Origin of the sequence: Pseudomonas sp. GM50 (assembly GCF_000282375.1) — a bacterium.
Taxonomy (GTDB): domain Bacteria; phylum Pseudomonadota; class Gammaproteobacteria; order Pseudomonadales; family Pseudomonadaceae; genus Aquipseudomonas.
The window spans coordinates 26,777-50,100 of record NZ_AKJK01000087.1; the positions used below are offsets into that span (position 1 = coordinate 26,777).

Sequence of the window (23,324 nt, forward strand, 5' to 3'; positions counted from 1 at the left end):
TGTTCGTTTCAGGGCAATCAGTATTGACGGGCCTTGGCCAGTCGTTCGTTGAGGGTCTTGGCCACCGCATCGGTGCGGGCGCTGGTGGAGACTTGCGCCACGCCGACCCGCCACCACGACAGGTATTTGTGAATCATCGTCTTGGGCAAAACCTTGATATCGATCAGCGTCGACACCGTCTGCAACCGCGCATCCGCCAGGGCGTCTTGTAGTTGCTCGACCGTGTTCACTTTGTAAGTCTTGCAGCCATAAGCCGCCGCGCTCATGGCGAAATCCACCGGCACAAAGCCGCCATCGAGCTTGCCGGTTTCCGGATTACGGAAACGGAACTCGGTGCCGAAGCTGTCCATCCCGTGTTCCATTTGCAGGTTGTTGATGCAGCCGAAGGTCATGTTGTCCAGCAGCACCACGTTGATCTTGCGCCGCTCCTGGATCGAGGTCGCCAGCTCCGAGTGCAGCATCATGTAGGAGCCGTCGCCCACCAGTGCGTAGACCTCGCGCTCAGGCTCGGCGAGCTTCACGCCCAGTGCGGCATTCACCTCGTAACCCATGCACGAATAACCGTACTCGACGTGGTAGGTGTTCACGCCTTTGCTGCGCCAGCTGCGCTGCAGGTCACCGGGCAAACTGCCAGCGGCGGCGACGATCACGGCATCATCGGCCAGGGTTTCATTGAGCACGCCAAGCACCCGGCTCTGGGTCAGGCAGGAGCCGGTCAGCTCGATGAATTCGCGCAGCACCGCCGGGTCCATGTGGTCGTTGATTTCCGGGACGAAATCTTTCGCCTGGTATTCGACCTGATAAATGCGATCGACTTCCTCATCCAGTTGCGTCTTGGCCTGACGGGGCTGATCGCCCCAGCTCGAGCGATAATCGCCCAGTGCTTCGGCCAATGCCTGCAAGCCGGTTTTGGCGTCTGCCAGCAGTTGCACGCCGTCGAGCTTCAGCGCATCGCAAGTGCTGATATTGAGGTTGAGAAATTGCACGTCCGGGTGTTTGAACAAGGATTTCGAGGCGGTGGTGAAATCGCTGTAGCGAGTGCCGACACCGATGATCAAATCAGCGTCCTTGGCCAGCAGGTTCGCCGCCAGGCAACCGGTTTCGCCGATCCCGCCTACGTTCAGCGGATGGCTGGACACCACCACGCTCTTGCCGGCCTGAGTTTCGGCAAAGGGAATATCGAAGCGCTCGGCGAACGCCTGCAACGCTGCATTGGCGCCGGAGTATTTGACCCCACCGCCGCAAATGATCAGCGGCTTGCGCTTGCCTTTGAACAATGCCACGGCATCGCCCAGCATCGCTTCGGTGGCCGGGCGGCGCTCGATGCGGTGTACGCGTTTTTGCAGGAAGTAATCGGGATAGTCGTACGCCTCGGCCTGCACGTCTTGCGGCAAGGCCAGGGTCACCGCGCCGGTTTCGGCGGGGTCGGTGAGCACGCGCATGGCGTGGATCGCCGCGGTCATCAGCTGCTCGGGACGGTTGATCCGGTCCCAGTATTTGCTCACGGCCTTGAACGCATCATTGGTGCTGATGCTCAGGTCGTGGAACTGCTCGATCTGTTGCAGCACCGGGTCCGGTTGACGGCAGGCGTAGACGTCGCCGGGCAACAGCAGCAAAGGGATGCGGTTGGCAGTGGCCGTGGCGGCAGCGGTCAGCATGTTCGCCGCCCCCGGCCCTACCGATGAAGAGCAGGCGTAGATCTTGCGCCGCAGGTGTTGCTTGGCAAAACCGATGGCGGCGTGGGCCATGCCTTGCTCGTTGCGACCCTGATGCACGATCAGGTCGCCGCTGTCCTGCTCCAGGGCTTGCCCCAGACCCAGCACATTGCCGTGGCCGAAAATGGTAAAGATCCCGGCGACGAATTTGCTCTGGACCCCATCGACCTCGATGTACTGGTTATCGAGGAATTTCACCAGGGCCTGGGCCATGGTCAGTCTTGTTGTGGTCATGTCCGATCCTTCAATACGTGAAGAAACCCTGTGGGAGCGAGCCTGCTCGCGATTGCGGTGTATCAGGCAATATCAATGTTGAATGTGCCGCCATCATCGCGAGCAGGCTCGCTCCCACAGTTGATCTCCATCAGTTCGATAACGGTGTCAGGCCAGGGATTTCTGCAGGTGATCCATGCTCGCGCCAATCGCCGTCTGGATATCCGCCAGGCCATGGACGCTGTCAGCGAACGGTTCGAACGACAGGTAGCCGCTGTAGCCGGTCGCGAGCAAGGTCTCGATCTGCGCCGCATTGCCGAGGATGTCGCCCTCGCCCACCAGCACCCGGTGGCCGTCGCGGATGGTCGCCAGCGGCGCCTCGGCATCTTCGACGCCGGAGATGTGCACCAGCCCGGTCAGCTCGGGGAAGAATTCATGTTCGCTGGCCAAGTGATGGTGAAAGGTGTCATGCACCAGACGGAACACATCCAGCCCACCGATGGCCTTGATCGCGTCGACTGCGGTGCGTTTGCGCCGCAGCGAGCATTCTTCGAAACCCAGCGGCTCGATGAAACCGAGGATGCCGTGATCGCGCAGGATCGGCGCCAGTTCACTCAACGCCGTGCGCAGCCCGGAAGCACGCTGCGCCTCGGTTCGTGGATCGGCACGGTCGTTCAACGGGCACATCACCAAACCCTGCGCGCCACAATCACGGGCATAAGCGGCGAGCTTCAGAGCGTGTGCGCGGCGCTCGTCATTCCACACATCGAACGGATACAGCGCGTTGATCGACAGCACGGTAATGCCTTTGGCCGCGCACAGCTCACGCACGTGTTCGGGCGCGGTGCCGTCCTCGATCTCGACACCCTTGAGGTCGTTGCGGATCTCGATGGCGTCAGCCTTGAGGGTCACCGCCAACTCGATGAACGCGGGCAGGGACAAACGTGGGGCGACCATACGGTTCAGGGCGAAACGCAGGGGTTTGCTCATTTTTTGTTGTTCTCCGCACAAGTGAATTATTTGGCTGTCGGCATGCTGAATTCAGGGCCCTTGGCAATACTGTCGGGCCAGCGCTGCATCACGCTTTTGTAACGGCTGTAGAAGCGAATGCCTTCTTCGCCATAGGCGTGGTGATCACCGAACAGCGAGCGCTTCCAGCCGCCAAACGAATGCCAGGCCATGGGTACCGGAATCGGTACGTTGATGCCGACCATGCCCACCTTGATGTTGCGGGCGAACGAGCGAGCAATGCCGCCATCGCTGGTGAAGCACGACACGCCGTTACCGAACTCATGGGCGTTGATCAGCGCCACGGCACTGGCGAAATCCGGCACGCGCACGATGCCCAGCACCGGGCCGAAGATCTCTTGCTGATAGATGCTCATCTCGGTCGTGACGTTGTCGAACAGCGTCGCGCCGACGAAGAAACCATTCTCGGCCCCCGGCACCTTGAAGTTGCGCCCGTCGACAATCAGCTGCGCGCCCTGGGCCACGCCTTCGCCGATAAAGCCCTCGACCTTGGCCTTGTGCTCGGCGGTCACCAGCGGCCCCATGTCGCTGTCGCCCTGCATGCCATTGCCGACCTTCAGTTGATCGATGCGCGGCAGCAGTTTGGCAATCAGTTGGTCGCCGACATCGCCGACGGCCACGGCAATCGAAATCGCCATGCAGCGCTCACCGGCCGAGCCGTAAGCGGCGCCGATCAATGCATCTGCCGCTTGGTCCAGATCGGCGTCGGGCATGACGATCATGTGGTTCTTCGCCCCGCCCAACGCCTGTACGCGTTTGCCGCGCGAGGTCGCTTGCTGGTGGATGTACTCGGCAATCGGTGTCGAACCGACAAAGGAAATTGCCTCGATGTCCGGGTGTTGCAGCAAGGCATCGACCGCGGCCTTGTCGCCCTGGACCACGTTGAACACACCGTCCGGCAACCCGGCTTCGGTCAATAATTTCGCCATCAGCAAACTGGCCGACGGGTCGCGCTCGGAGGGTTTGAGGATGAAGCAGTTACCGGTGACCAGCGCCAGCGGGATCATCCACAGCGGCACCATCACCGGGAAGTTGAACGGCGTGACGCCGGCACACACACCCAACGGCTGGCGCAGGTTCCAGTTGTCGATGCCGCCGCCGATGTTGTCGCTGAAATCGGTTTTCAACAGATTCGGTGCGCCACAGGCGTACTCGACGATTTCGATGCCGCGCGTCACTTCGCCCTTGGCGTCGGAGAACACCTTGCCGTGTTCGCGGCTGATGATTTCCGCCAGCTCGTTGTGATGACGGTCGAGCAATTCCTTGAACTTGAACATCACCCGCGAACGGCGCAGGGACGATTGCTCGGACCACGCCGGGAACGCCTTCAGGGCTGAGGCGACGGCATCGTCCACGGTCTTCTGGCTAGCCAGCCCGACCCGCGCCTGTACTGCGCCGGTGGCCGGGTTGAAGACATTGCTGAAGCGCTCGTTGCCGCTGTCTTGCACCTGACCGTCGATGTAATGGCCTATTACCGGGGCATCGCTCATTGTTCTTGTTCTCCCTTTGAATGTTGAAATTCAGAGATCCAACAGCCAGCTGTGCTGCGGATCGTTGTGGAACTGCCAGACGCGTTTCGGCCCGGCCATCACGTTCAGGTAATACGACTCGTAGCCGTAGGGCACGCTGACCGGGTGATAGCCCTTGGGCACGACGACCAGGTCGCTGTTCTCCACGGCCATGGCCTGGTCAATGCTGCGATCGTCGGTGTAGACCCGCTGGAATACGAAGCCTTGGGGCGGATTGATCTGGTGGTAGTAGGTTTCTTCGAGAAAGCTCTGGTGCGGCAGATCGTCGGTGTCGTGCTTGTGCGGCGGGTAGCTCGACGAGTGTCCGGACGGTGTGCGCACTTCCACCACCAGCAGCGAATGGGCTGGCTCGGTGTCTGGCAGGATGTCGCAGACGTAACGGGTATTGGCACCCTTGCCACGCACGCTGCGTTTCATGCTGTCGGGTTTGATCAGCCGTGGGCTGTGATTTTCGGCGGTCGAACCGGGCGCGGCGCAGACGGCGATCTGCACGTCGCTGAGTGCGACCACTTGCGCCTGACTGCCCGGTGGCAAGTACGCGGCGAACGGCGATTTGTCTTCGAACACCGACTGGCGATCGCCGATGTTGTCCCAATTGAATGCTCCCTGCCCCGGTGCTTCGCCCTTGATGCTGACCCGACCGCTGAGCAGCACCAGACACAGTTCCTTGTCACCGGCGCTGACCGGCAGGGTTTCGCCGAGGCTCAGGCGGTACGCGGCGAAGCCAACGTATTCCAGCGCTCCCTGCCCCAACTCGACCATGGTCCGCCCGCGAGCATTGCTTTTGACCAAAAGGCTCATCACTTAATCCTCTCGTCGAGCAGCGCACGCAGCGTGTCGTAGCCTTTTTTGGCATAGACATAACTCGGTGCTACCGCCGGATCCTGCTCGGCCTCGACCACCAGCCAGCCGTGGTAATCGGCGCCCAGCAGGACGTCGAGCAAGGCGCCAAAATCGATGTCGCCATCGCCGGGCACGGTGAAGGTGCCGTTGATGATGCAGTCCGGGAAGCTCCACAGGTTGTTGCGCGCCAGTTGCACCACCGGTTTGCGCACGTCCTTGAAATGCACGTGGCAGATGCGTTCGATGTGTTTGCGCAGCACCTGCAAGGGTTCACCGCCGCCCATGTAGCAGTGGCCCGAATCGAACAGCAGGCCGACTTCGCTGCCGGTCAATGCCATCAGTTTGTCGATGTCCGTCGGGGATTCGACGTAGGCGCCCATATGATGGTGATACGCCAGACGCACGCCCTGGGACAGGGTGAAGCGTGCCAGTTCGGTGAGTTTGTCGGCGTATTCCTGCCAGGCCTGCTCGGTGTGAAAGCGCGGGCGCTCGACCAGTGGAATGCGCTGACCTTGAATCGAGTCGGCGACTTCGCCATAGACCAGCACCTTGGCGCCATTCTTCGCCAGTAGCTCGACATGGCTGGCGATGGCGTCGATTTCCTCGGCCACGGAGCGGCGGGCCAGACGGCTGGAATACCAGCCGGACACCAGCGCCAGATCGTAGGGCCGCAGCACGTCACCGACGCCTTTGGCATCCTTGGGGAATTTACCGTTGAGTTCGAAGCCTTCGTAGCCGATGTCCTTGCCTTCGCTGAGGGCGGTGCTCAACGGTGTCTCGCCACCGAGGGACGGCAAGTCGTCGTTGCTCCAGGAGATCGGGTTGATGCCAATTCGGATAGCGGGCATGGCTGCACCTTTTATTGTTTTACATAACCATTGAATGCGGCGCGAAACCCTGTGGGAGCGAGCCTGCTCGCGATAGCGGTGTGTCAGGCGACTTTAATATTGACTGTCAGTCCGCTATCGCGAGCAGGCTCGCTCCCACAGGTTCAGTGTTCACATATTGAAAATATTCAACTCCGGGCCGTGCGCCAGGCATCGATCAATTCGACGAACGTGTCCTGCACCTGGCGGATCAGCGTTTCGTCGTCGATTTCACCGGCCATCCACGCGCGGCTCGGCTCCTGGAAAATCGTCCGGCCTACGGCGAAACCACGGCAGGTCTGGCTCTGGCTGGCCTGCTGAAACCCTTCGGCCAACGCTGCCGCCGGTGCATTCAAGCCCAGCAGCACGACACCACGGCAATACGGATCGCGTTCCTGAATCAGCTCGTCGAGTTGTTTCCATTCCTCGGCGCTTTGCGCTTCGATCTTCCACCAAGCCGGGTAGATGCCCAGGTTGTAGAGGCGTTTGAGGGCGCGATACAGCACGTCCGGATGCTGTGATGGGTGATCCTTGGGCGGAATAATCTCCAGCAGCAGTTCATGACCGCTGACTTGCGAGGCCTGATACAAACCCTTGATCTGCGCTTCCTGCTCCAGACGCAACAGCGGCTCGTCATCGGGATGAAATTGCACCAGGCACTTGATGATTTGTTCCTGCGGCCAGGCGATCAGGTTGCTGCCGATCGAGCGACCGTGCTCGAACGCCAATGGCCGCGAGCCCTGCACTTCCACCGGCCGTGCCACCCACCAGCCGCGACCGGTGGCAGCGTTCAGCGAGTCCTGACCGAAACGTTGATCGGCCAGCAAGCCGACGTCGGCGTCGACGCCCTGCTCACGCAAATCCGCTTCGACCCGTTCCACGGCTTTGATAAAGAGTTGTTTGAGTTCGCCAATGCTGCTCAGGTCGCGACCGCCCTTATGGGCCAGCTCCACCAGTTGCCCGCGATGATCGAAGGCAAAGATGAACAGCTGCTTCCACTGTTTGCGCGGCACGCTGACCTGATGCAGACGCTGCAACACGGCGTCCTGATCCGGCCGGGTGATTGGCACCGGGCTGCTGAATAGATAGTCGAGTTCGGCACGGGTCGGCATCGCCGGGGCGCAAGCGTGGCGCGACACCACCAGCCCGCCGCAGGCATTGGCCAACTGGCAGCAACGCTCGTCGCTGGCGTCCTCCAGCCAACCGCTGAGGAAACCCGACATGAAGGCATCGCCGGCCCCCAGCACATTCAGCACTTCGACGCGCACGCCGGGATAGATCGCGCCGTCTTCGAGACGCGCCGGAATCGCTCCATGAATCACCGTGCAGCCTTGCGGGCCGAGCTTGACCACCAACGTCGCCGCGCTCAGGCGCCGGACGTTTTGCAATGCAGTGAGCAAATCCTCGGAGCCCCCGGCAATCAGGAATTCTTCTTCGGTGCCGACGATCAGGTCGAAGCGCGGGAGGATTTTCTGCACGTGCTGGCTGACGTTCTGATCAGCAACGAACCGGGTTTCGCCGTCCGCCTTGCCGGCCAGGCCCCAGAGCACCGGGCGGTAGTCGATGTCCAGCACCCGTTTGACGTTGTGCTTCTCGGCATAGTCCAGCGCCTGGATGCTCGCCTTGTAGACGCCGTCGGTGGAGAAATGGGTGCCGGTGATCAGCAAGGCTTTGCTGGAGGCGATAAAGGCTTCGCTGATGTCTTCGGCACGCAACGCCATGTCGGCGCAGTTTTCGCGGTAGAACACCAGCGGAAAGGTTTCGCGGTCCTTGAGGCCCAGCAGGACCATGGCGGTCAGGCGTTCCGGATCGACCTTGATGCCGCTGACGTCGCAGCCTTCGCGGGTCAGCGATTCAACGAGGAAGCGGCCCATGTGGTCGTCCCCTACCCGGCTCAGCATCGCCGATTTCAGACCCAGCCGAGCGGTGCCGAAGGCGATGTTGGCGGACGAACCGCCGAGGTATTTGGCGAAGCTGCTTACATCCTCCAGCCGCGCCCCGACTTGCTGCGCATAGAGGTCGACGCCTAGGCGCCCCAGGCAAATCAGATCCAATTGACGCCCACTGGCAAAACGAGTCTGGCCCATGCTGGCTCCTGTTATTTTTATCAGCCTGCGTTCGGGGCGATGAAGGCGCCGAACACTCTTGGTGGATGCAGACTAAAACGACCGGGACCGAACAATCAATAATTATTCTAAATATTTTTTACGTGGAATATTTTTTCCAATAAACTTTTACACAAGCGTTCCAGACACAGTGCATCGTTTCAGCAGACCCCATGGCGGGCGCAAGCTCAAGATTTTATTCCGGCCTACCCTGTAGACTGCGCACAGCCAACCTATTGTCAGGGGATGACGCGACCTGTCATCTCTATAAGCACAAGCCAGAAGGATTCCTTATGTCCCGCACCGATCAGCCGGCTACGACCGAGAGCACGCCCGACAGCGATCTCGCCAGCCCTCCGATCAATGCCGAGCGTTTGTTGCAGCTGATCACCGATGAATACGAAAGCCTGCCGCGCCAGCTCAAACGCATCGCCAGCTACATGAGCCAGCAGAGCGACCGGATCATGGTCGACCGCATCAGCGACATCGCCCGCGAATGCGAAGTGCACCCGTCGGCCATCGTGCGGTTTTCCCAGCGCTTCGGGTTCAGCGGTTTCAGTGAAATGCAGGCGCTGTTTCGCGAGGCGTACACCCACAAGACCACGCCGGTACAGAACTACCAGCAGCGCATCCGCAGCATGATCGCCAACAAGTCGCAGAAAGCCAGCGGCGGCGACCTGGCGCGCGAATGCATCAATGCCACCCTGTCGGGCATCGAACGGCTGGGGCTGGAACTCGATGACCAGGCCTTCGACAAGGCCGTGGACCTGGTGGTGAATGCCGACAACATCTACGTGGTCGGGGTGCGCCGCTCGTTCGCGGTGGCCGACTACCTGGTCTACAACCTGCAACACACCAACAAACGCATCCACCTGGTCTCGGGCCTGGGCGGCAGTTACCGCGAGCAGATGCGCAGCGTGCGCGCCAATGACCTGGTGATCGCCATCAGCTTCACGCCCTACGGCAAGGAAACCCAGCACTGCCTGCGTATTGCCCAGCACCATCAGGCGAAAACCCTGATCATCACCGACAGCAACCTTTCACCTTTGGCCAAGCGCGCCAACACCGTGCTGCTGGTCAACGAAGGCAGTTCGTTTGCCTTCCGTTCGTTGAGTGCGACCTTGTGCCTGTGCCAGGCGCTGTTTATCGCCGTGGCTTACAGGCTGGAATTGAAGGTTGATGAGATTCATGAGCAGGTAGGCTTTGAGGATTAGCCTTTGAGGATTAACGCGAGGCTGTTTGCGAGTTGCTGAACCTCAGCTAAGGTTGTCCATCCCCCAAGGACCGTCGAGGAGAGGCTCAATGAAACTGATCGGCATGCTGGATTCGCCCTATGTGCGGCGCGTCGCCATTTCCGCCAAGTGCCTGGGCATAGCGCTGGAGCACGAGTCGGTTTCGGTGTTCAGAAACTTCGAGCAGTTCCAGCAGATCAATCCGGTGGTGAAGGCGCCGACCCTGGTGCTGGATGATGGCGAGGTGTTGATGGATTCGACGCTGATCATCGACTACCTGGAAGCTCTGGCCGCGCCGGGTAAAAGCCTGATACCCAACGATCTGGAGCAGCGCTTGCGCTCGCTACGGCTGATCGGCCTGGCGTTGGCGGCATGTGAGAAGTCGGTGCAGCTTTACTACGAACGCAACCTGCGGCCGGCGGAGATTCAGTACGCGCCTTGGGTGGAACGGGTCGAAGGGCAATTGGCCGCGGCATATTCGGCGCTGGAGCGGGAGCTGGAAAAACAGCCGCTGAAGACCGACGGTTCGATTGCGCAGGACGGGATTAGCCTGGCGGTGGCCTGGAGTTTTACCAACCTGGTGGTGCCGGATCAGGTAGAGGCTGCGCAGTTTGCGCGGATCAGCGCGTTCACGGCGTATGCCGAGGGGCTTGAGGTGTTTGTCGGTACGCCGATCGATTGAGAGCTGTGGCGACAGGACCGTAGCCATCGCGAGCAGGCTCGCTCCCACAGAGGGCTGCGTCGGATGCAGAAATATGCGACCGATGGAGATCAATTGTGGGAGCGAGCCTGCTCGCGATAATGGCCGTTCAGTCGATGGAGATGTCGCCTGACACTCCGCCTTCGCGGGCAAGCCTCGCTCCTACAGGTCATGCGCCAATCATGCGGGCACTGATTAACTGTAGGAGCGAGGCTTGCCCGCGAAGGCGTCCTCAAGCCATTTCCATTGCCTTCGGTTCAACCTCCGGCACCCCTGCAAACCGATCCGCCAGAAACGGTGTGATGTCCAGCGGCAACGGCTCGTTGTTCACCAGTTTGTCCAGCAACACGCCGGTGATCGCCGACGTCAGGATGCCGGTGCGGAAATGTCCGCAGGCATTCAGGTAACCCTCCACCCCTTTCATCGGCCCGAGAATCGGCAGCTCGTCCGGCGAGCCTGGACGCAACCCGGCCCAGCAGCGCTTCAGGTTGATGTCGGCGAGCGCCGGAATGCAGCGCACCGCGCCTTGCACCAGACCGCTGATTTCCGGGTAGGTGGTGGTCACATCGAAACCCTTGTCTTCAGTGGTGCTGCCGATCAGGATTTCGCCGTTGTCTTTCTGCGCCACATAGCAGTCGCTGGTGGTCAGGCACCCGTGCAGGATCTTCGGCATACGCTCGGTCAGCAGGATCTGGCCCTTCACCGGGTTCACCGGAATGCGAATGCCGGTGGCCTGCTCGCTGAGGTCAGCCGCCCAGGCACCGGCGGCGTTGATCAGCGTGTCGCAATGGAACACTCCAGCCTCGGCGGTCTGCACGCCGCTGACCCGCGAGCCGTGGTGCAACACGCCGGTGACGTTGGTGTTGAAATACAGATCCACACCGTTCTGCCGTGCGCCTTCGGTGTAGGCATCGGCCAGGCGGAACGGGCTGACCTGATGGTCGCAGAGAAACTCCAGCGCCCCCCTCGCCTCATGGCTGACACTCGGCTCGGCTTCACGCAACGCAGCTTGATCGAGCCAGCGCACCTGATCCGCCAGGTGCGGAATACAAGCGACGATGTGTTCGGCGTAGAGGCGGTCTTCATCGTCATAGATCACGAACTTCAATCCGGTCTTTTCGAACTTGAAATCCATCCCGTGATTCTCCTGCAACTCCCGATGCAAGTCCGGGTACATCGCGTTGGACTGCAAGGCGAAATCGAAGAACGACTGCGGCAGGATGTGCGGCGTGCTGGAATCCACCGCCACGGCCGCGCCCTGGGCTTCGCGCTTGCGATTGGCCGACATCATGCGGAAGAAAATCACCCCGCAGCCCAGCCCCACTGACTCGCCGATCGCCCACAGACCGCCGGCCGAAGCGCGGGTCGCGTTGCCCGGACGCTTGGCGTCGATCAACGCGACTTTCAGGTGTTTGTGCTTGGACAATTGATAGGCGCAGGACGCCCCGATTACACCGCCGCCGGCGATGACCACGTCGTAGAACTTACTCATGGCTTGCGGCCTCCGTGCCGACAGACTGGAACGCGGAAAAAGGAATGGGGTCGACGGGAAAACGCGGTCGCAACCAGCCCACGTCCTGCCGGCCGGTGGCTTCGCGCAAACGGTCGGTGCAATAACCCACGCACATCCGCCCCTGACAATCGCCCATGCTCACACGGGTGCGCATTTTCAGGCTGGCCAGGTCTTGCACGCCCTGCTCCAACGCCCGATCGATATCGGCGCGGGTTGCGTGTTCACAGCGGCAGATCACCGTGTCGGCAGCCGGCAATGCGGTCTGCCCGGCGCCGCGTTCGGTGTAACGGTCGACGGCGGCGCGAAAGCGCACGATGGACTTGAGTTTCGACAGGTAACGGTCACGCCTGACAAGCGCCAGTTCCGAGCCCAGCACATCGCGTTGCAGCAGGATCGACACCGCCGCGATCCGTCCCGCGAGCATGGCCGCCTCGCCACCGCGAATCCCGCCCATGTCACCGGCCAGGTGCACGTGGGGTTCGCTGCTTTGCTGCCAGACATTGGCGCTGGCCCGCAGATAGCCGTCGTCGCTGAAACCGTGATTCAGGCCCATTTGCTGGCTGAGTTGGGTGCGTGGAATGAAGCCGTAACCGACCGCCAGGGTCTGCGCGGCAACCTGCTCGGCGCGACTCAGGTCCGGCTCCCAAGTGCTGGAGTATGGCGCGACGGTCACCGCATTCAACTCGCCCTCGCCCTGTGCCTCGACCACGCCCCAGCCATAGTGCATGGGGATGCCATGCAGTTTCAGGTACGCGAGCATGCTCAAGCCATCGAGAAACAGCTGTGGCTTGTTCAACAGCGCGAGGCTTTCCCGAGCGATTTTGCCGAACGCGCACGCCTCGTAAACCCCGGCAACGCTCACCCCGGAGGTGTGCAGCTGGCAGGCCACCAACGGCAACAACGGACCGGTGCCCGCGATCACCACCGGCCCTTGCGGTTTAACCACGCCGCTCTTGATTTGCAGTTGCAGACCACCCAACAGAATCACGCCGGGCAAGGTCCAGCCGGGAAAGGGCACGCTGCGTTCATGGCAACCGGCAGCCAACAGCAACTGTGAATACTCGATCTCCTGCAAGCGCTCATCAGCGTCCAGCGCCACCAGTGCCCGCGTCCCTTCGGCCCCCACCACGCGGTGGTTCAAGCGCACCTCGATCAGGGCCGACTGCTCCCGGAACTCTCCATGCAGTTTGGCCAGCGCTTCTGAATAGCGTGGCCCCAGATAATCCAGTTGAACGTTATCGCGCAAAGGGCCGCGATACACCACGCCGCCAAGCCGAGAGGCTTCTTCAAGCAAAGTACAGCGCACACCGTGCCGGGCCAGTTCAATGGCTGCAGCCATACCCGCCGGCCCACCGCCAACGATTACCGGATGCAGACTCATAACACCTCCTGCCCGGTGATGCGGTTTACCCGGGTTTCGACGCTCATGCCCTCACGCACGATCGTCTGGCAGGCACGACGCTTGTGTCGACCATCTATTTTCACCAGGCAGCATTGGCACACGCCCATGCCGCAATAGGCACCGCTGACTTGATCGTGATCGTTACGGGCCACTTGGCGAATGCCCAGTGATTGAATGACCGTCAGGACGGTTTCGCCGATGGCGGCGTTGACGGTTTGGCCATTGATGCGCACAGTCATGTCTGCCTGCACCAGTGGCTGGATATCGAAGGTTCTGTCTTGGCGTTGCATGGCGAAGTTCATCCTTGAAAAGTTCAGGTAAGGGTTGTTCAGCTCCATGTTGCACTTGCACCCTGCCGGCCAACCGGACAGCGCAATCGTTGCGCGGTGAAGCACTGTAGCCAATGCTGCAGGAGGGCCTGGATCTTTTATGTTAGGGAATATCGCCAAGGGAAATATTGATCCAGGCCAGTGAAAGCGTGTCCTTTCACCCTGAGTGCCTGACAGAAAGCTTTCATCGAATCGCTACCGGAGCCCAAAAGCAAAACGCCGCTTCTACCTGAGATAGAAGCGGCGCAGGCAAGTGCCTCAAAGGGCTCACGTCAGCAAGGCAATCAGAATGATGATCGGGATCGGTACGCCAAGAAGGAACAGCAATATAGAGCGCATGGGGGTTCTCCCGGGTTAGCGAACAGGTGGCAGCATCGTGGTTGTGGTGGTGGTCACGTAGGCATCGGTTTCCAGGTACTCCACGGCATCCCGGCGACGACCGCCGAAGATCGCGGCGAGGCTGGCAAAAAATGCACCGGCCAGCAGCGCGACGAACATCCACAACGCCGTCAAGGCTGCTACTTTGGCTGCGGTATCGGCCGCTTGTTGCGCGGCCAGTTTGGCGTCGGCGACGGCTTTTTGGGTGCGGGCATAGACTTCATTGACACGGCGTTCGGCGTCCGCTTGAGTGAGGTTGGTCCGCTGCGCGACCAGTTGTGCCAGGTAAGTCCGATCCTCGGACGCCAGTTGACCGTCGTTGCGCAGGCTGCGCGCGAAGATTCGGGTGACGGTGCCATTGACGGCGTCCTCGCTGACAGCGACTGGCCGATCATCGCGAAACAGGCTGTCGACGAAGTAACCGTACGGGTCATTGTCGGTATTACCGACCGCGCTGCCGGCAGCCTGGGTCATGGCGCTGGCGGCACCGCCGGCGACCGTTGCACCGGCCTGCACGCCGCCGCTGACGATGTTGCTGACCGAGCCGACCACCAGCGTCGCAGTCACCAGCGTCGCGATACACCAGGCCAGGAAGCCATGGGCGGTGTCACGGAAGTAGACCTCATCGCCGTGCAGGTAGGCCCACCTCACCCGTAGGCGACCGGCGATGTAGCCGCCGAGCCCGGACGCCACGATCTGAGTAAAGGCCAGCCAGACAATCGTCGAGATACCCAGGCTTTTGGCGCTGACGCCTTCATGGGCCCACGGCGAAACCGCCGAAAAACCCAGGCCAAAACCAAGCAGCACGAGGATCAGCGACAACGCCGCAGCCGCCGCGGCCCCGGCGAAGATCGCGGCCCAGGACACGCCCGAGAGCGTGCTGAACTCATCTGCGACAGGATAAAAACCATCAGAGGATCTGTTCATTGTTGTAGTGCTCCAGGCAGGTGTTACAACTCGTCAAACGAGCAATTGCAGTCAACGTGCCAGTCGCACTACTTAGATAAATCTTTCTATTTCAATGAGTTGAAAACAATGAACTTCTCAGGGTCATGCAGTTTGCAAGGAGCCGGCCATATCGGCGGGTTTTATGCATTGCGCTAAACGAATTACTTGCGCTTGTAGCTCTTGTTGCCGCTGGGCGTCAGGCAATACACCCCGCCTCTTGGCCCGGTGCAGAAGGTACCGGTGCCGCAGGCGCAGCCATCGGAATCCTGTAACAGCGTCTGCGGACGTGCCTGGCTTTCACCACCAAACATCGCCGAGCAGCTTTTCTTCGAACCACTGATGGAACCGTCATTGCACAGGAACAGATCGCCGTCGCAACGATCGATTCCGCCCTTATTCCCCGAACATGGCGTGTTGGCAGCCCAGGCAGATGAGCCGAACATGCACAACAACAGCAAAAACATCGGCATCCAGCCACGAACCAGTAAAGTGCGCACAGTGCAGCTTCCCTTTAGAGTTATGGCCGGATGATATCAACGTTCCAGCCAGGCTCACGAGGCAACATGAAAGTTAATTTAAAAAGCCGCGCGTAATTCTTGGCAAAATGAGCCCCACTTCGCATTGAACCGATTATCAGGCAAGCCCTATGACCCGCATCTTGACCATCGAAGACGACGCTGTGACCGCCCGGGAAATCGTCGCCGAACTGAGTAGCCATGGCCTCGACGTGGATTGGGTCGACAATGGCCGTGAAGGCCTTGCGCGCGCGGTCAGCGGTGACTACGACCTGATCACCCTCGACCGCATGCTGCCGGAGCTCGATGGCCTGGCGATTGTCACCACCCTGCGCACCATGGGCGTGGCCACTCCGATCCTGATGATCAGCGCCCTCTCCGATGTCGATGAACGGGTTCGCGGCCTGCGCGCCGGCGGCGACGATTACCTGACCAAACCGTTCGCCACCGATGAAATGGCCGCCCGGGTAGAAGTCTTGCTGCGCCGGCAAAATACCGTGACCGCCCAGGCCACCACATTGTGCGTGGCCGATCTGGAGCTGAACCTGATCAGCCACGAGGCCAGCCGCGACAGCCAGTTGCTGACGCTGTTGCCCACCGAGTACAAGTTGCTGGAATTTCTGATGCGCAACACCGGGCAGATTCTGTCGCGGATGATGATTTTCGAAGAGGTCTGGGGTTATCACTTCGACCCCGGCACCAACCTGATCGACGTGCACATCGGCCGTCTGCGCAAAAAGATAGACCCGCCCGGCAAAGTCCCACTGATTCGGACCGTGCGAGGCTCGGGTTATGTCATTGCTGAACCCCTCTAAGGGCTGGCGCTCCTCCAGCAGCCGCTTGCTGGCGCTCTACAGTTCGCTGTTCGTGGCCTGGAGCGGGATTCTCATGGGGGTCATGTACTACGAGGTGTCCAGCTACCTGGACACCCTGGCCAAGCATTCGCTGATGCAACGTCAGCATCTGTTTTCTCGCTTCCAGGGCGAGCAACTGGAGGACGCCCTCGCCGCCAGCGTGACCTTCGACATTCGCGGCATCGATGCCTATGGCCTGTTCGATGACCAGCGGCGTCACCTCAGCGGCCCTTTGCGCCAGATCCCCCAAGGCCTGCCGCTGGACGGCAAGATTCACATCCTCAGCGATTGCGTCGACGCCGACGACCCGACCTTGCCCGCCGACAGTTGCGATGCCGCTGCGACCCGGACCCTGGACGGACGCTGGCTGGTGCTGGTGCGGGACAACGGTTCGTTGTTTGCCGTGACCCGGATCATCCTCCACGCGCTGCTGTGGGGCGTGTCGCTGACCATTCTGCCCGGCATCGCCGGCTGGCACTTATTGCGACGGCGCCCGCTGCGGCGGATCCGGGCAATCCAGGCCAGCGCCGAAGCCATCGTCGCCGGTGACCTGACCCGGCGCCTGCCGCTGTCCAACCGCCGTGACGAACTGGACATGCTCGCCGCCATCGTCAACGCCATGCTCGAACGCATCGAACGCTTGATGAACGAGGTCAAGGGCGTGTGCGACAACATCGCCCATGACCTGCGCACACCGCTGACGCGCCTGCGGGCGCAGCTGTACCGGATTCAGCAACAGGCCGATGACGGTTCGACGCTGGCCGTGCAACTGGATTCGGTGCTCGGCGAGGCCGATACCTTGATGGCGCGCTTTCGTGGGCTGTTGCGGATTTCCGAACTGGAGGATCGCCAGCGCCGTTCGGGTTTCGTGCAACTGGACCCGGTGCCGTTGCTGCAAGAGTTGCATGACTTTTATCTACCGCTGGCCGAAGAAGGTGAACTGACCTTTGAACTGCAACTGCCCGAGTCCCTGCCCCGGCTCAACGGCGACCGGGCGCTGCTGTTCGAAGCGGTGGCGAATTTGCTGAGCAACTCGATCAAATTCACGCCACCGGGTGGCAAGGTGATTTTGCGTGGGGTGAATGATGCAGGCCATACGCGAATCGAAGTACTCGACTCCGGCCCCGGCATTGCGCTGGCCGAACGTGAGGCGGTGTTTCAGCGTTTCTATCGCGCCGAGGGCGGTAACCCGCAAAGCGGATTCGGGCTGGGCCTGTCGATCGTCGCAGCGATTGTCAGCCTGCATGGGTTTACGCTGGAAGTGGGCAGCAGCGAACTGGGTGGGGCGTTGTTGGTGCTTGATTGCCGGCAGAGTTTGATTCCTCAGGCCTGACCCTCATTCACTGACTACGAAGCCCCCTGTGGGAGCGAGCCTGCTCGCGATAGCGGCCTTCCAGTCAACATTGATGTTGTCTGACACTGCGCTATCGCGAGCAGGCTCGCTCCCACAGGGGATTTGTTTGGGCCGGGAATTGGTGGAATTCGACTCAATACCCCGGAACCTCGCTCAGAAATACCGGCAGATCTGTGATCGGCGGCAGGGCCGGAATCTCGACGTACATCTGGACCACCCAGCCTCGGTGATAACTGGCGTGGTTGACCACATGCAACAGCATCGCGCCGGCGCTCATGACCCCGCTTTCCCCCGCGACGGAGGTGAATTCGATGGGTTGATCCAGCGAGTCGTCGGTCTGGGCCGAGCTCCACCCACAGAACCATTGATCGATCTCCTGTTGCGCCATTCGCAGTTCGGGGAGTTCGGTATGGAGCAGGTCATGGGAGGTTTTGAAGTCGTGGCCTCGGCCCTCCAGGTGGGCTTGCCAGATGCAGTCCACCACGTAGATGTGGTTCAAGGTGCCGATGATGTTGCTGAACACCGACACCCGTTTACGGTTGAGCTCTTCCGGTGGCAGCGCCATGAGGCTGTCGAAGAGTCGCTGATCGGCCCAGCGCCTGTAATCGGCGAGCATACGGGCAGTGCGTACGTTGATCATCAGAGGTCTCCCATGACGATGGGCGCATTGCCAAGAATAGCCCCCCGCTGATCATCGGTCACGCCGTACGCGACCTTGTAGCCGCAGGCCCAATGTGGGAGCGGGCTTGCTCGCGAAAGCGGTGTGTCAGGCAACATCATTGTCGACTGACAGTCCGTATTCGCGAGCAAGCCCGCTCCCACATTGGGCCAGCGGCTACAGGATTTCGTCGCGCATCAAATCAGGATCAGACGCTGCACCACCCGGTCGGCCAGCGCCAGGCAACTGGTCAGCCCCGGCGATTCGATGCCGAACAGGTTGACCAACCCCGGCACGCCATGCACATCCGGGCCGCTGATGACGAAGTCAGCGGCGGGCTCGCTCGGTCCGGCGATTTTCGGGCGAATACCGCTGTAGGCCGGTTGCAGGCTGTTATCGGGCAACGCCGGCCAGTAGCGCCGGATCGCCTGATAGAAACCTTCGCTACGGCGGGGATCGACGCGGTAATCGACCTGATCGACCCATTCGACATCCGGCCCGAAACGCGCCTGACCGCCCAGGTCCAGGGTCATGTGCACGCCCAGCCCGGCGCTTTCCGGTGCCGGGTAAACCAGATGCCGGAACGGTGCCGGACCGCTGAAACTGAAATAACTGCCCTTGCACAGCCAGGCCTTGGGAACGTGCTGCGCGGGCAAGCCTTCGACCCGGCTCGCCACTTCAGGCGCGGACAATCCCGCGCAGTTGATCAACTGACGACAGCTCAACATCATCGGCTGAGCGCCACCCATGTGCAGTTCGAAACCGTGCCCGGTACAACGGGCCGATTCCAATGGCGTGTGAAAGGCTATCGAAGTACCGCACGCTTCAGCATCTGCCTGAAGCGCCAGCATCAGGGCATGGGAATCGATGATGCCGGTGGACGGCGACCAGAGCGCGGCAACGCAGGACAACGCCGGTTCAAGCGCCCGCGCCTGCCCGGCATCCAGCCATTGCAGATCATCGACACCGTTGCGCCAGCCCTGCTCCAGCAACGCCTGCAAGGCAAGGCGCTGACGGTCATCGGTGGCCACGATCAGCTTGCCGATACGCTGGTAATCGACGCCGCGTTCATCGCAGAAGGCGTACAGCCGATGCCTGCCCTCCACGCACAATTGCGCCTTGAGACTGCCGCTCGGGTAATAGATGCCAGCGTGGATCACTTCCGAATTGCGCGAACTGATGCCCACGCCAATCCCCTCGCCTGCCTCGACCAGAATCACTTCTCGCCCGATCCGGGCCAGGGCCCTGGCCACCGCCAGCCCGACCACGCCAGCCCCGACCACCACGCATTCGATATCGACGCTCACCTGCCCTCCACCCACTCAAGCCATCCCTCGTTTCCGATGATCGATCAGGCTGAAGAAAATCACCAGCCATGACGATTGCATACGGTCTGCTGCGTTTCATCCAACAGCCATCAAAACGGCAATTAACTGTCTATTAGCTGAACCACTACACACTTCAATAACCGAATCCCGTTTAACCAACCATTAAGCGGACTTTTACGATTGACTTCACAAGCCTCGCTGAGTAAATTGCCCGGGCCGGTAACAACGGCCTTTTATCAACTCACAAAAGAATCCAATGGACACAGTATCTAGTCGCTGTCGGATGACTGCAGATAGGCAGGATCTGGCACATAACCCAGACAATGACGGGACTCGACTTTTCGGTCCGGTGAGCTGCGCTAGAGCCTGAGGCTCCACCGTAACTTGCCTCACCGGAATCAGTCCGGCCCAGAGGCATGTTATGAACTTCAAAACCACTGTAATGCCAGGCGTACGCGCCTTTGCATCGACCATGCGGGTCAAGCTTTGCCGTGAGCGTCTGTTGACGACTCGGCCCAGTGCCCCGTTTTCCGCCCCCTCTGCCCACGCCAAGGCACAGCCTCGTGCCAACTGGCGCGTCTGCCCGACAACGGGCCGGCTTCAGCAACGCTGGAGCTTCGACGAAAGCCAGGACCCACCGAGTCGGCGCATCGCGCGCCTCTTCCAGCAGGCGAGCCTGATGCTCGGCCTGTCCGTTGGGGTACGCACTTTCAATTAATTTGAAGGCGCTTTTGATTTTAAGGAGCGTCCAAAGTCCTTCCTGAACGGTTTTCCTAAAACGAAATCCGATAACTTCTTATTGCCTGTTAAAAACAATTTTATTGGAATCAAGTTATGGACGAGGCCAGTAGTCGGTTCGCTGCCTGTCACGTGTTAGTTGATGGACAGCGAACGTTAAAACATCAAAACACAACTATCCGACTCGATCGCTTATTGGCGGCTCGACATACGTGCGCTCGTCTTTGATTAGCTGAGTACCTGTGTGTCGTGCCGCAAGACTGCGGCAGGAGCACAGCAATGACCTTAGTAAAAACCGCAAAGAAAACCACCCGCGGCGCCTCCAGCGACAACGCCAAGCTGTCGATGCGCGCCGCCCGGGAAGCGCAAAACGGCCTGGCCGTCACCCTCACCAACCTCAACGCCACCGCTGACGGTTTGACCGAGCTGGAAGCCGAAGGCCGTCTGGCTCGCGGGGGTTACAACGAAGTTGCCCACGACAAGCCGCCTCACGCCATCGTTCAACTGCTCAAAGCCCTGAACAACCCCTTCATCTATGTACTGCTGACCCTGGCCGGCATCAGCTTCTTCACCGACTACTGGCTGCCGATCAGCCAGGGTCAAGGCGACGACGCCGACCTGACCAAGGTCATTATCATCATGACAATGGTCAGCCTGAGCAGCCTGCTGCGGTTCTGGCAGGAATACCGTTCAGCCAAGTCCGCCGAAACCCTTAAAGCCATGGTACGCACCACCGCCACCGTTCTGCGTCGTCAGCAAAAGGACCGCCCGCCAGTGCTGCGCGAAGTGCCGATGCGCGAACTGGTAGCCGGCGACATTGTGCAGCTCAGCGCCGGCGACATGATCCCGGCGGACATCCGCCTGATCGAATCCCGCGACCTGTTCATCAGCCAAGCCGTGCTGACTGGCGAAGCCTTGCCGGTCGAGAAGTACGACACGCTGGGGGACGTGGCGCAGAAGTCAGCGACCGGCAGCGCGACCGATCAGTCCAACCTGCTCGACCTGTCGAACATCTGCTTCATGGGCACCAACGTGGTCAGCGGCACTGCCAAAGCGGTGGTGGTCGCTACCGGTTCGCGCACCTACTTCGGCTCGCTGGCCAAAGCCATTGTCGGCTCACGGGTGCAAACCGCGTTCGACCGTGGGGTGAACAGCGTCAGCTGGTTGTTGATCCGCTTCATGCTGGTCATGGTGCCGATCGTGTTCCTGCTCAACGGCTTCTCCAAAGGTGACTGGAGCGATGCGTTCCTGTTTGCACTGGCAGTGGCGGTCGGCCTGACCCCGGAAATGCTGCCGATGATTGTCAGCGCCAACCTGGCCAAAGGCGCCATGGCCATGGCCAAGCGCAAAGTGGTGGTCAAGCGCCTCAATGCGATTCAGAACTTCGGTTCGATGGACGTGCTGTGCACCGACAAGACCGGCACCCTGACCCAGGACAAGATCATTCTTGAGCACCATGTCGACATCAATGGTCAGCGCGACGATTCGCTGCTGGAACTGGCCTGGCTCAACAGCCATCACCAGAGTGGCCTGAAAAACCTGATGGATCAGGCGGTGGTGCAGTTTGCCAATCGCAACCCGACATTCCGCGTGCCATTCGCCTACAGCAAGGTCGATGAATTGCCGTTCGACTTCGTGCGTCGGCGCCTGTCGATCATCGTCAAGGACAGCCGTGACGATCACCTGATGGTGTGCAAAGGGGCGGTCGAGGAAATGCTGACCATCGCCAGCCACCTCCATGAAAACGGCACTGTCGTGGCGTTGGATGATCAACGTCGCCAGGCGCTGCTGGCCCTGGCCAACGAGTACAACCAGGACGGCTTCCGGGTGCTGTTGGTCGCCACCCGTGAGATCCCGAAGGCACAGGCGAAAAACCAGTACGCAACCACTGACGAACGCGAGCTGGTGATTCGCGGCTTCCTGACCTTCCTCGATCCACCGAAGGAAACCGCCGGCCCGGCAATCGCCGCGCTGCGTGATATGGGCGTGACTGTCAAAGTGCTGACCGGCGACAACGCCGTGGTGACCTGCAAGATCTGCCGCGAAGTCGGTCTGGAACCCGGCACACCGCTGCTCGGCCAAGACATCGAGAAGATGGACGACGCCACCCTCCAGGCGCGGGTCGAGGAACGCACGGTGTTCGCCAAGCTCACCCCGCTACAGAAATCCCGGGTGCTCAAGGCGTTGCAGGCCAACGGTCACACCGTGGGCTTCCTCGGTGACGGCATCAACGACGCCCCAGCCCTGCGCGATGCCGACGTTGGCATTTCGGTGGACAGCGGCACCGACATCGCCAAGGAATCGGCCGACATCATCCTCCTGGAAAAGAGCCTGATGGTGCTCGAAGAAGGTGTGCTCAAGGGCCGCGAAACCTTCGGCAATATCATGAAGTACCTGAACATGACCGCCAGCTCCAACTTCGGCAACGTGTTCTCGGTACTGGTGGCCAGTGCGTTCATTCCGTTCCTGCCGATGCTGTCGATCCACTTGCTGCTGCAAAACCTCATGTACGACATCTCTCAGCTGGCACTGCCGTGGGACAAGATGGACAAGGAATTCCTGCGCAAGCCCCGCAAGTGGGATGCGAAGAACATCGGCCGTTTCATGCTGTGGATCGGGCCGACCTCGTCGGTCTTCGACATCACCACCTTCGCGGTGATGTGGTACGTGTTCGCCGCCAACAGCGTGGAAATGCAGGGCCTGTTCCAGTCCGGCTGGTTCATTGAAGGGTTGCTGTCCCAGACCCTGGTGGTGCACATGCTGCGCACCCAGAAAATCCCGTTCTTCCAGAGCACCGCCGCCTTGCCGGTGATTCTGATGACCGGGCTGGTGATGGTGTTGGGCATCTACATTCCCTTCTCGCCACTGGGCACGCTGGTCGGTCTGCAACCGCTGCCGTGGGCGTACTTCCCATGGCTGGTCGGCACCTTGCTCAGCTACTGCGTGTTCGCGCAGGTCATGAAAACCCTCTATATCCGCCGCTTCAAGCAATGGTTCTGATGGCCTGAACACCGTAATCCATGTGGGAGCGAGCCTGCTCGCGATAGCGGACTGGCAGGCAACACAAGTGTTGAA

The 23,324-nt window shown here is 60.6% G+C and carries 19 protein-coding genes; 6 read left to right on the forward strand and 13 right to left on the reverse strand.

Annotation, left to right across the window (positions count from 1 at the left end):
• Positions 1-17: 17 nt before the first annotated feature.
• From iolD to PMI30_RS08570, 6 genes are all read right to left on the reverse strand, one after another.
• Positions 18-1,949, reverse strand: a complete 1,932-nt coding sequence (gene iolD, locus PMI30_RS08595; RefSeq protein WP_008012135.1) for a 3D-(3,5/4)-trihydroxycyclohexane-1,2-dione acylhydrolase (decyclizing) — start codon at positions 1,947-1,949, stop codon at positions 18-20.
• 147 nt (positions 1,950-2,096) lie between these two features.
• Positions 2,097-2,918, reverse strand: coding sequence for a TIM barrel protein (locus PMI30_RS08590; RefSeq protein WP_008012137.1), 822 nt, complete (start codon positions 2,916-2,918; stop codon positions 2,097-2,099).
• Positions 2,919-2,944: 26 nt separating this feature from the next.
• Positions 2,945-4,447, reverse strand: a complete 1,503-nt coding sequence (locus tag PMI30_RS08585) for a CoA-acylating methylmalonate-semialdehyde dehydrogenase (protein WP_008012140.1) — start codon at positions 4,445-4,447, stop codon at positions 2,945-2,947.
• A gap of 30 nt (positions 4,448-4,477) precedes the next feature.
• Positions 4,478-5,287, reverse strand: coding sequence for a 5-deoxy-glucuronate isomerase (gene iolB, locus PMI30_RS08580; RefSeq protein ID WP_008012142.1), 810 nt, complete (start codon positions 5,285-5,287; stop codon positions 4,478-4,480).
• Positions 5,287-6,177 (reverse strand): myo-inosose-2 dehydratase, encoded by an 891-nt coding sequence (iolE, locus tag PMI30_RS08575; protein ID WP_008012144.1) that lies wholly within the window; start codon positions 6,175-6,177, stop codon positions 5,287-5,289. The genes iolB and iolE overlap by 1 nt, the downstream gene beginning before the upstream one ends.
• A 167-nt stretch (positions 6,178-6,344) precedes the next feature.
• Positions 6,345-8,282: a bifunctional 5-dehydro-2-deoxygluconokinase/5-dehydro-2-deoxyphosphogluconate aldolase gene (locus PMI30_RS08570; protein WP_008012145.1), complete on the reverse strand. Its 1,938-nt coding sequence runs from the start codon at positions 8,280-8,282 to the stop codon at positions 6,345-6,347.
• Between the two features lie 311 nt (positions 8,283-8,593).
• Between PMI30_RS08570 and PMI30_RS08565 the strand changes: the two genes are divergently transcribed.
• Together PMI30_RS08565 and PMI30_RS08560 are read left to right on the forward strand one after the other, a co-directional pair.
• On the forward strand, positions 8,594-9,514 hold the full coding sequence (locus PMI30_RS08565; RefSeq protein WP_007907898.1) for a MurR/RpiR family transcriptional regulator: 921 nt from the start codon (positions 8,594-8,596) through the stop codon (positions 9,512-9,514).
• An 88-nt stretch (positions 9,515-9,602) separates the two neighbouring features.
• Positions 9,603-10,214: a glutathione S-transferase gene (locus PMI30_RS08560; protein ID WP_008012147.1), complete on the forward strand. Its 612-nt coding sequence runs from the start codon at positions 9,603-9,605 to the stop codon at positions 10,212-10,214.
• Positions 10,215-10,464: 250 nt separating this feature from the next.
• Here PMI30_RS08560 and hcnC read toward each other — a convergent pair whose 3' ends face one another.
• The 5 genes from hcnC to PMI30_RS08535 all read right to left on the reverse strand — a co-directional run bounded on the left by hcnC (position 10,465) and on the right by PMI30_RS08535 (position 15,266).
• Positions 10,465-11,724 carry a cyanide-forming glycine dehydrogenase subunit HcnC gene (gene hcnC, locus PMI30_RS08555; protein WP_008012149.1) on the reverse strand — a complete coding sequence of 420 codons (1,260 nt, stop codon included), beginning with the start codon at positions 11,722-11,724 and terminating at the stop codon, positions 10,465-10,467.
• Positions 11,717-13,126 (reverse strand): cyanide-forming glycine dehydrogenase subunit HcnB, encoded by a 1,410-nt coding sequence (hcnB, locus tag PMI30_RS08550; protein WP_008012152.1) that lies wholly within the window; start codon positions 13,124-13,126, stop codon positions 11,717-11,719. Before hcnB ends, hcnC begins: the two co-directional genes overlap by 8 nt.
• Entirely contained in the window at positions 13,123-13,437 is a 315-nt protein-coding gene (gene hcnA, locus PMI30_RS08545; protein WP_008012154.1) for a cyanide-forming glycine dehydrogenase subunit HcnA, read from the reverse strand. Before hcnA ends, hcnB begins: the two co-directional genes overlap by 4 nt.
• A 393-nt stretch (positions 13,438-13,830) precedes the next feature.
• Positions 13,831-14,781 carry a hypothetical protein gene (locus PMI30_RS08540; RefSeq protein ID WP_008012155.1) on the reverse strand — a complete coding sequence of 317 codons (951 nt, stop codon included), beginning with the start codon at positions 14,779-14,781 and terminating at the stop codon, positions 13,831-13,833.
• 182 nt (positions 14,782-14,963) lie between these two features.
• Positions 14,964-15,266 (reverse strand): hypothetical protein, encoded by a 303-nt coding sequence (locus tag PMI30_RS08535; RefSeq protein ID WP_008012157.1) that lies wholly within the window; start codon positions 15,264-15,266, stop codon positions 14,964-14,966.
• Positions 15,267-15,448: 182 nt separating this feature from the next.
• Here PMI30_RS08535 and PMI30_RS08530 point away from each other — a divergent pair, with 182 nt between their 5' ends.
• Positions 15,449-16,132 (forward strand): response regulator transcription factor, encoded by a 684-nt coding sequence (locus PMI30_RS08530; RefSeq protein WP_008012159.1) that lies wholly within the window; start codon positions 15,449-15,451, stop codon positions 16,130-16,132.
• Positions 16,110-17,504 carry a sensor histidine kinase gene (locus PMI30_RS08525; RefSeq protein WP_008012161.1) on the forward strand — a complete coding sequence of 465 codons (1,395 nt, stop codon included), beginning with the start codon at positions 16,110-16,112 and terminating at the stop codon, positions 17,502-17,504. Before PMI30_RS08530 ends, PMI30_RS08525 begins: the two co-directional genes overlap by 23 nt.
• Positions 17,505-17,658: 154 nt before the next feature.
• On the opposite strand, the gene PMI30_RS08520 is transcribed toward PMI30_RS08525, so the two are convergent.
• Both PMI30_RS08520 and PMI30_RS08515 read right to left on the reverse strand, forming a co-directional pair.
• Entirely contained in the window at positions 17,659-18,165 is a 507-nt protein-coding gene (locus PMI30_RS08520; RefSeq protein WP_008012164.1) for a DinB family protein, read from the reverse strand.
• A 215-nt stretch (positions 18,166-18,380) separates the two neighbouring features.
• Complete coding sequence (locus PMI30_RS08515; protein WP_008012166.1) at positions 18,381-19,490, reverse strand: NAD(P)/FAD-dependent oxidoreductase; 1,110 nt, start codon at positions 19,488-19,490, stop codon at positions 18,381-18,383.
• Positions 19,491-19,932: 442 nt separating this feature from the next.
• Here PMI30_RS08515 and PMI30_RS08510 point away from each other — a divergent pair, with 442 nt between their 5' ends.
• Positions 19,933-20,229 carry a hypothetical protein gene (locus PMI30_RS08510; RefSeq protein ID WP_008012168.1) on the forward strand — a complete coding sequence of 99 codons (297 nt, stop codon included), beginning with the start codon at positions 19,933-19,935 and terminating at the stop codon, positions 20,227-20,229.
• A gap of 299 nt (positions 20,230-20,528) precedes the next feature.
• The gene (gene mgtA / locus PMI30_RS08505; protein WP_008012169.1) at positions 20,529-23,249 is read left to right on the forward strand and encodes a magnesium-translocating P-type ATPase; all 2,721 of its coding nucleotides are present in this window, start codon (positions 20,529-20,531) and stop codon (positions 23,247-23,249) included.
• Positions 23,250-23,324: the final 75 nt, after the last annotated feature.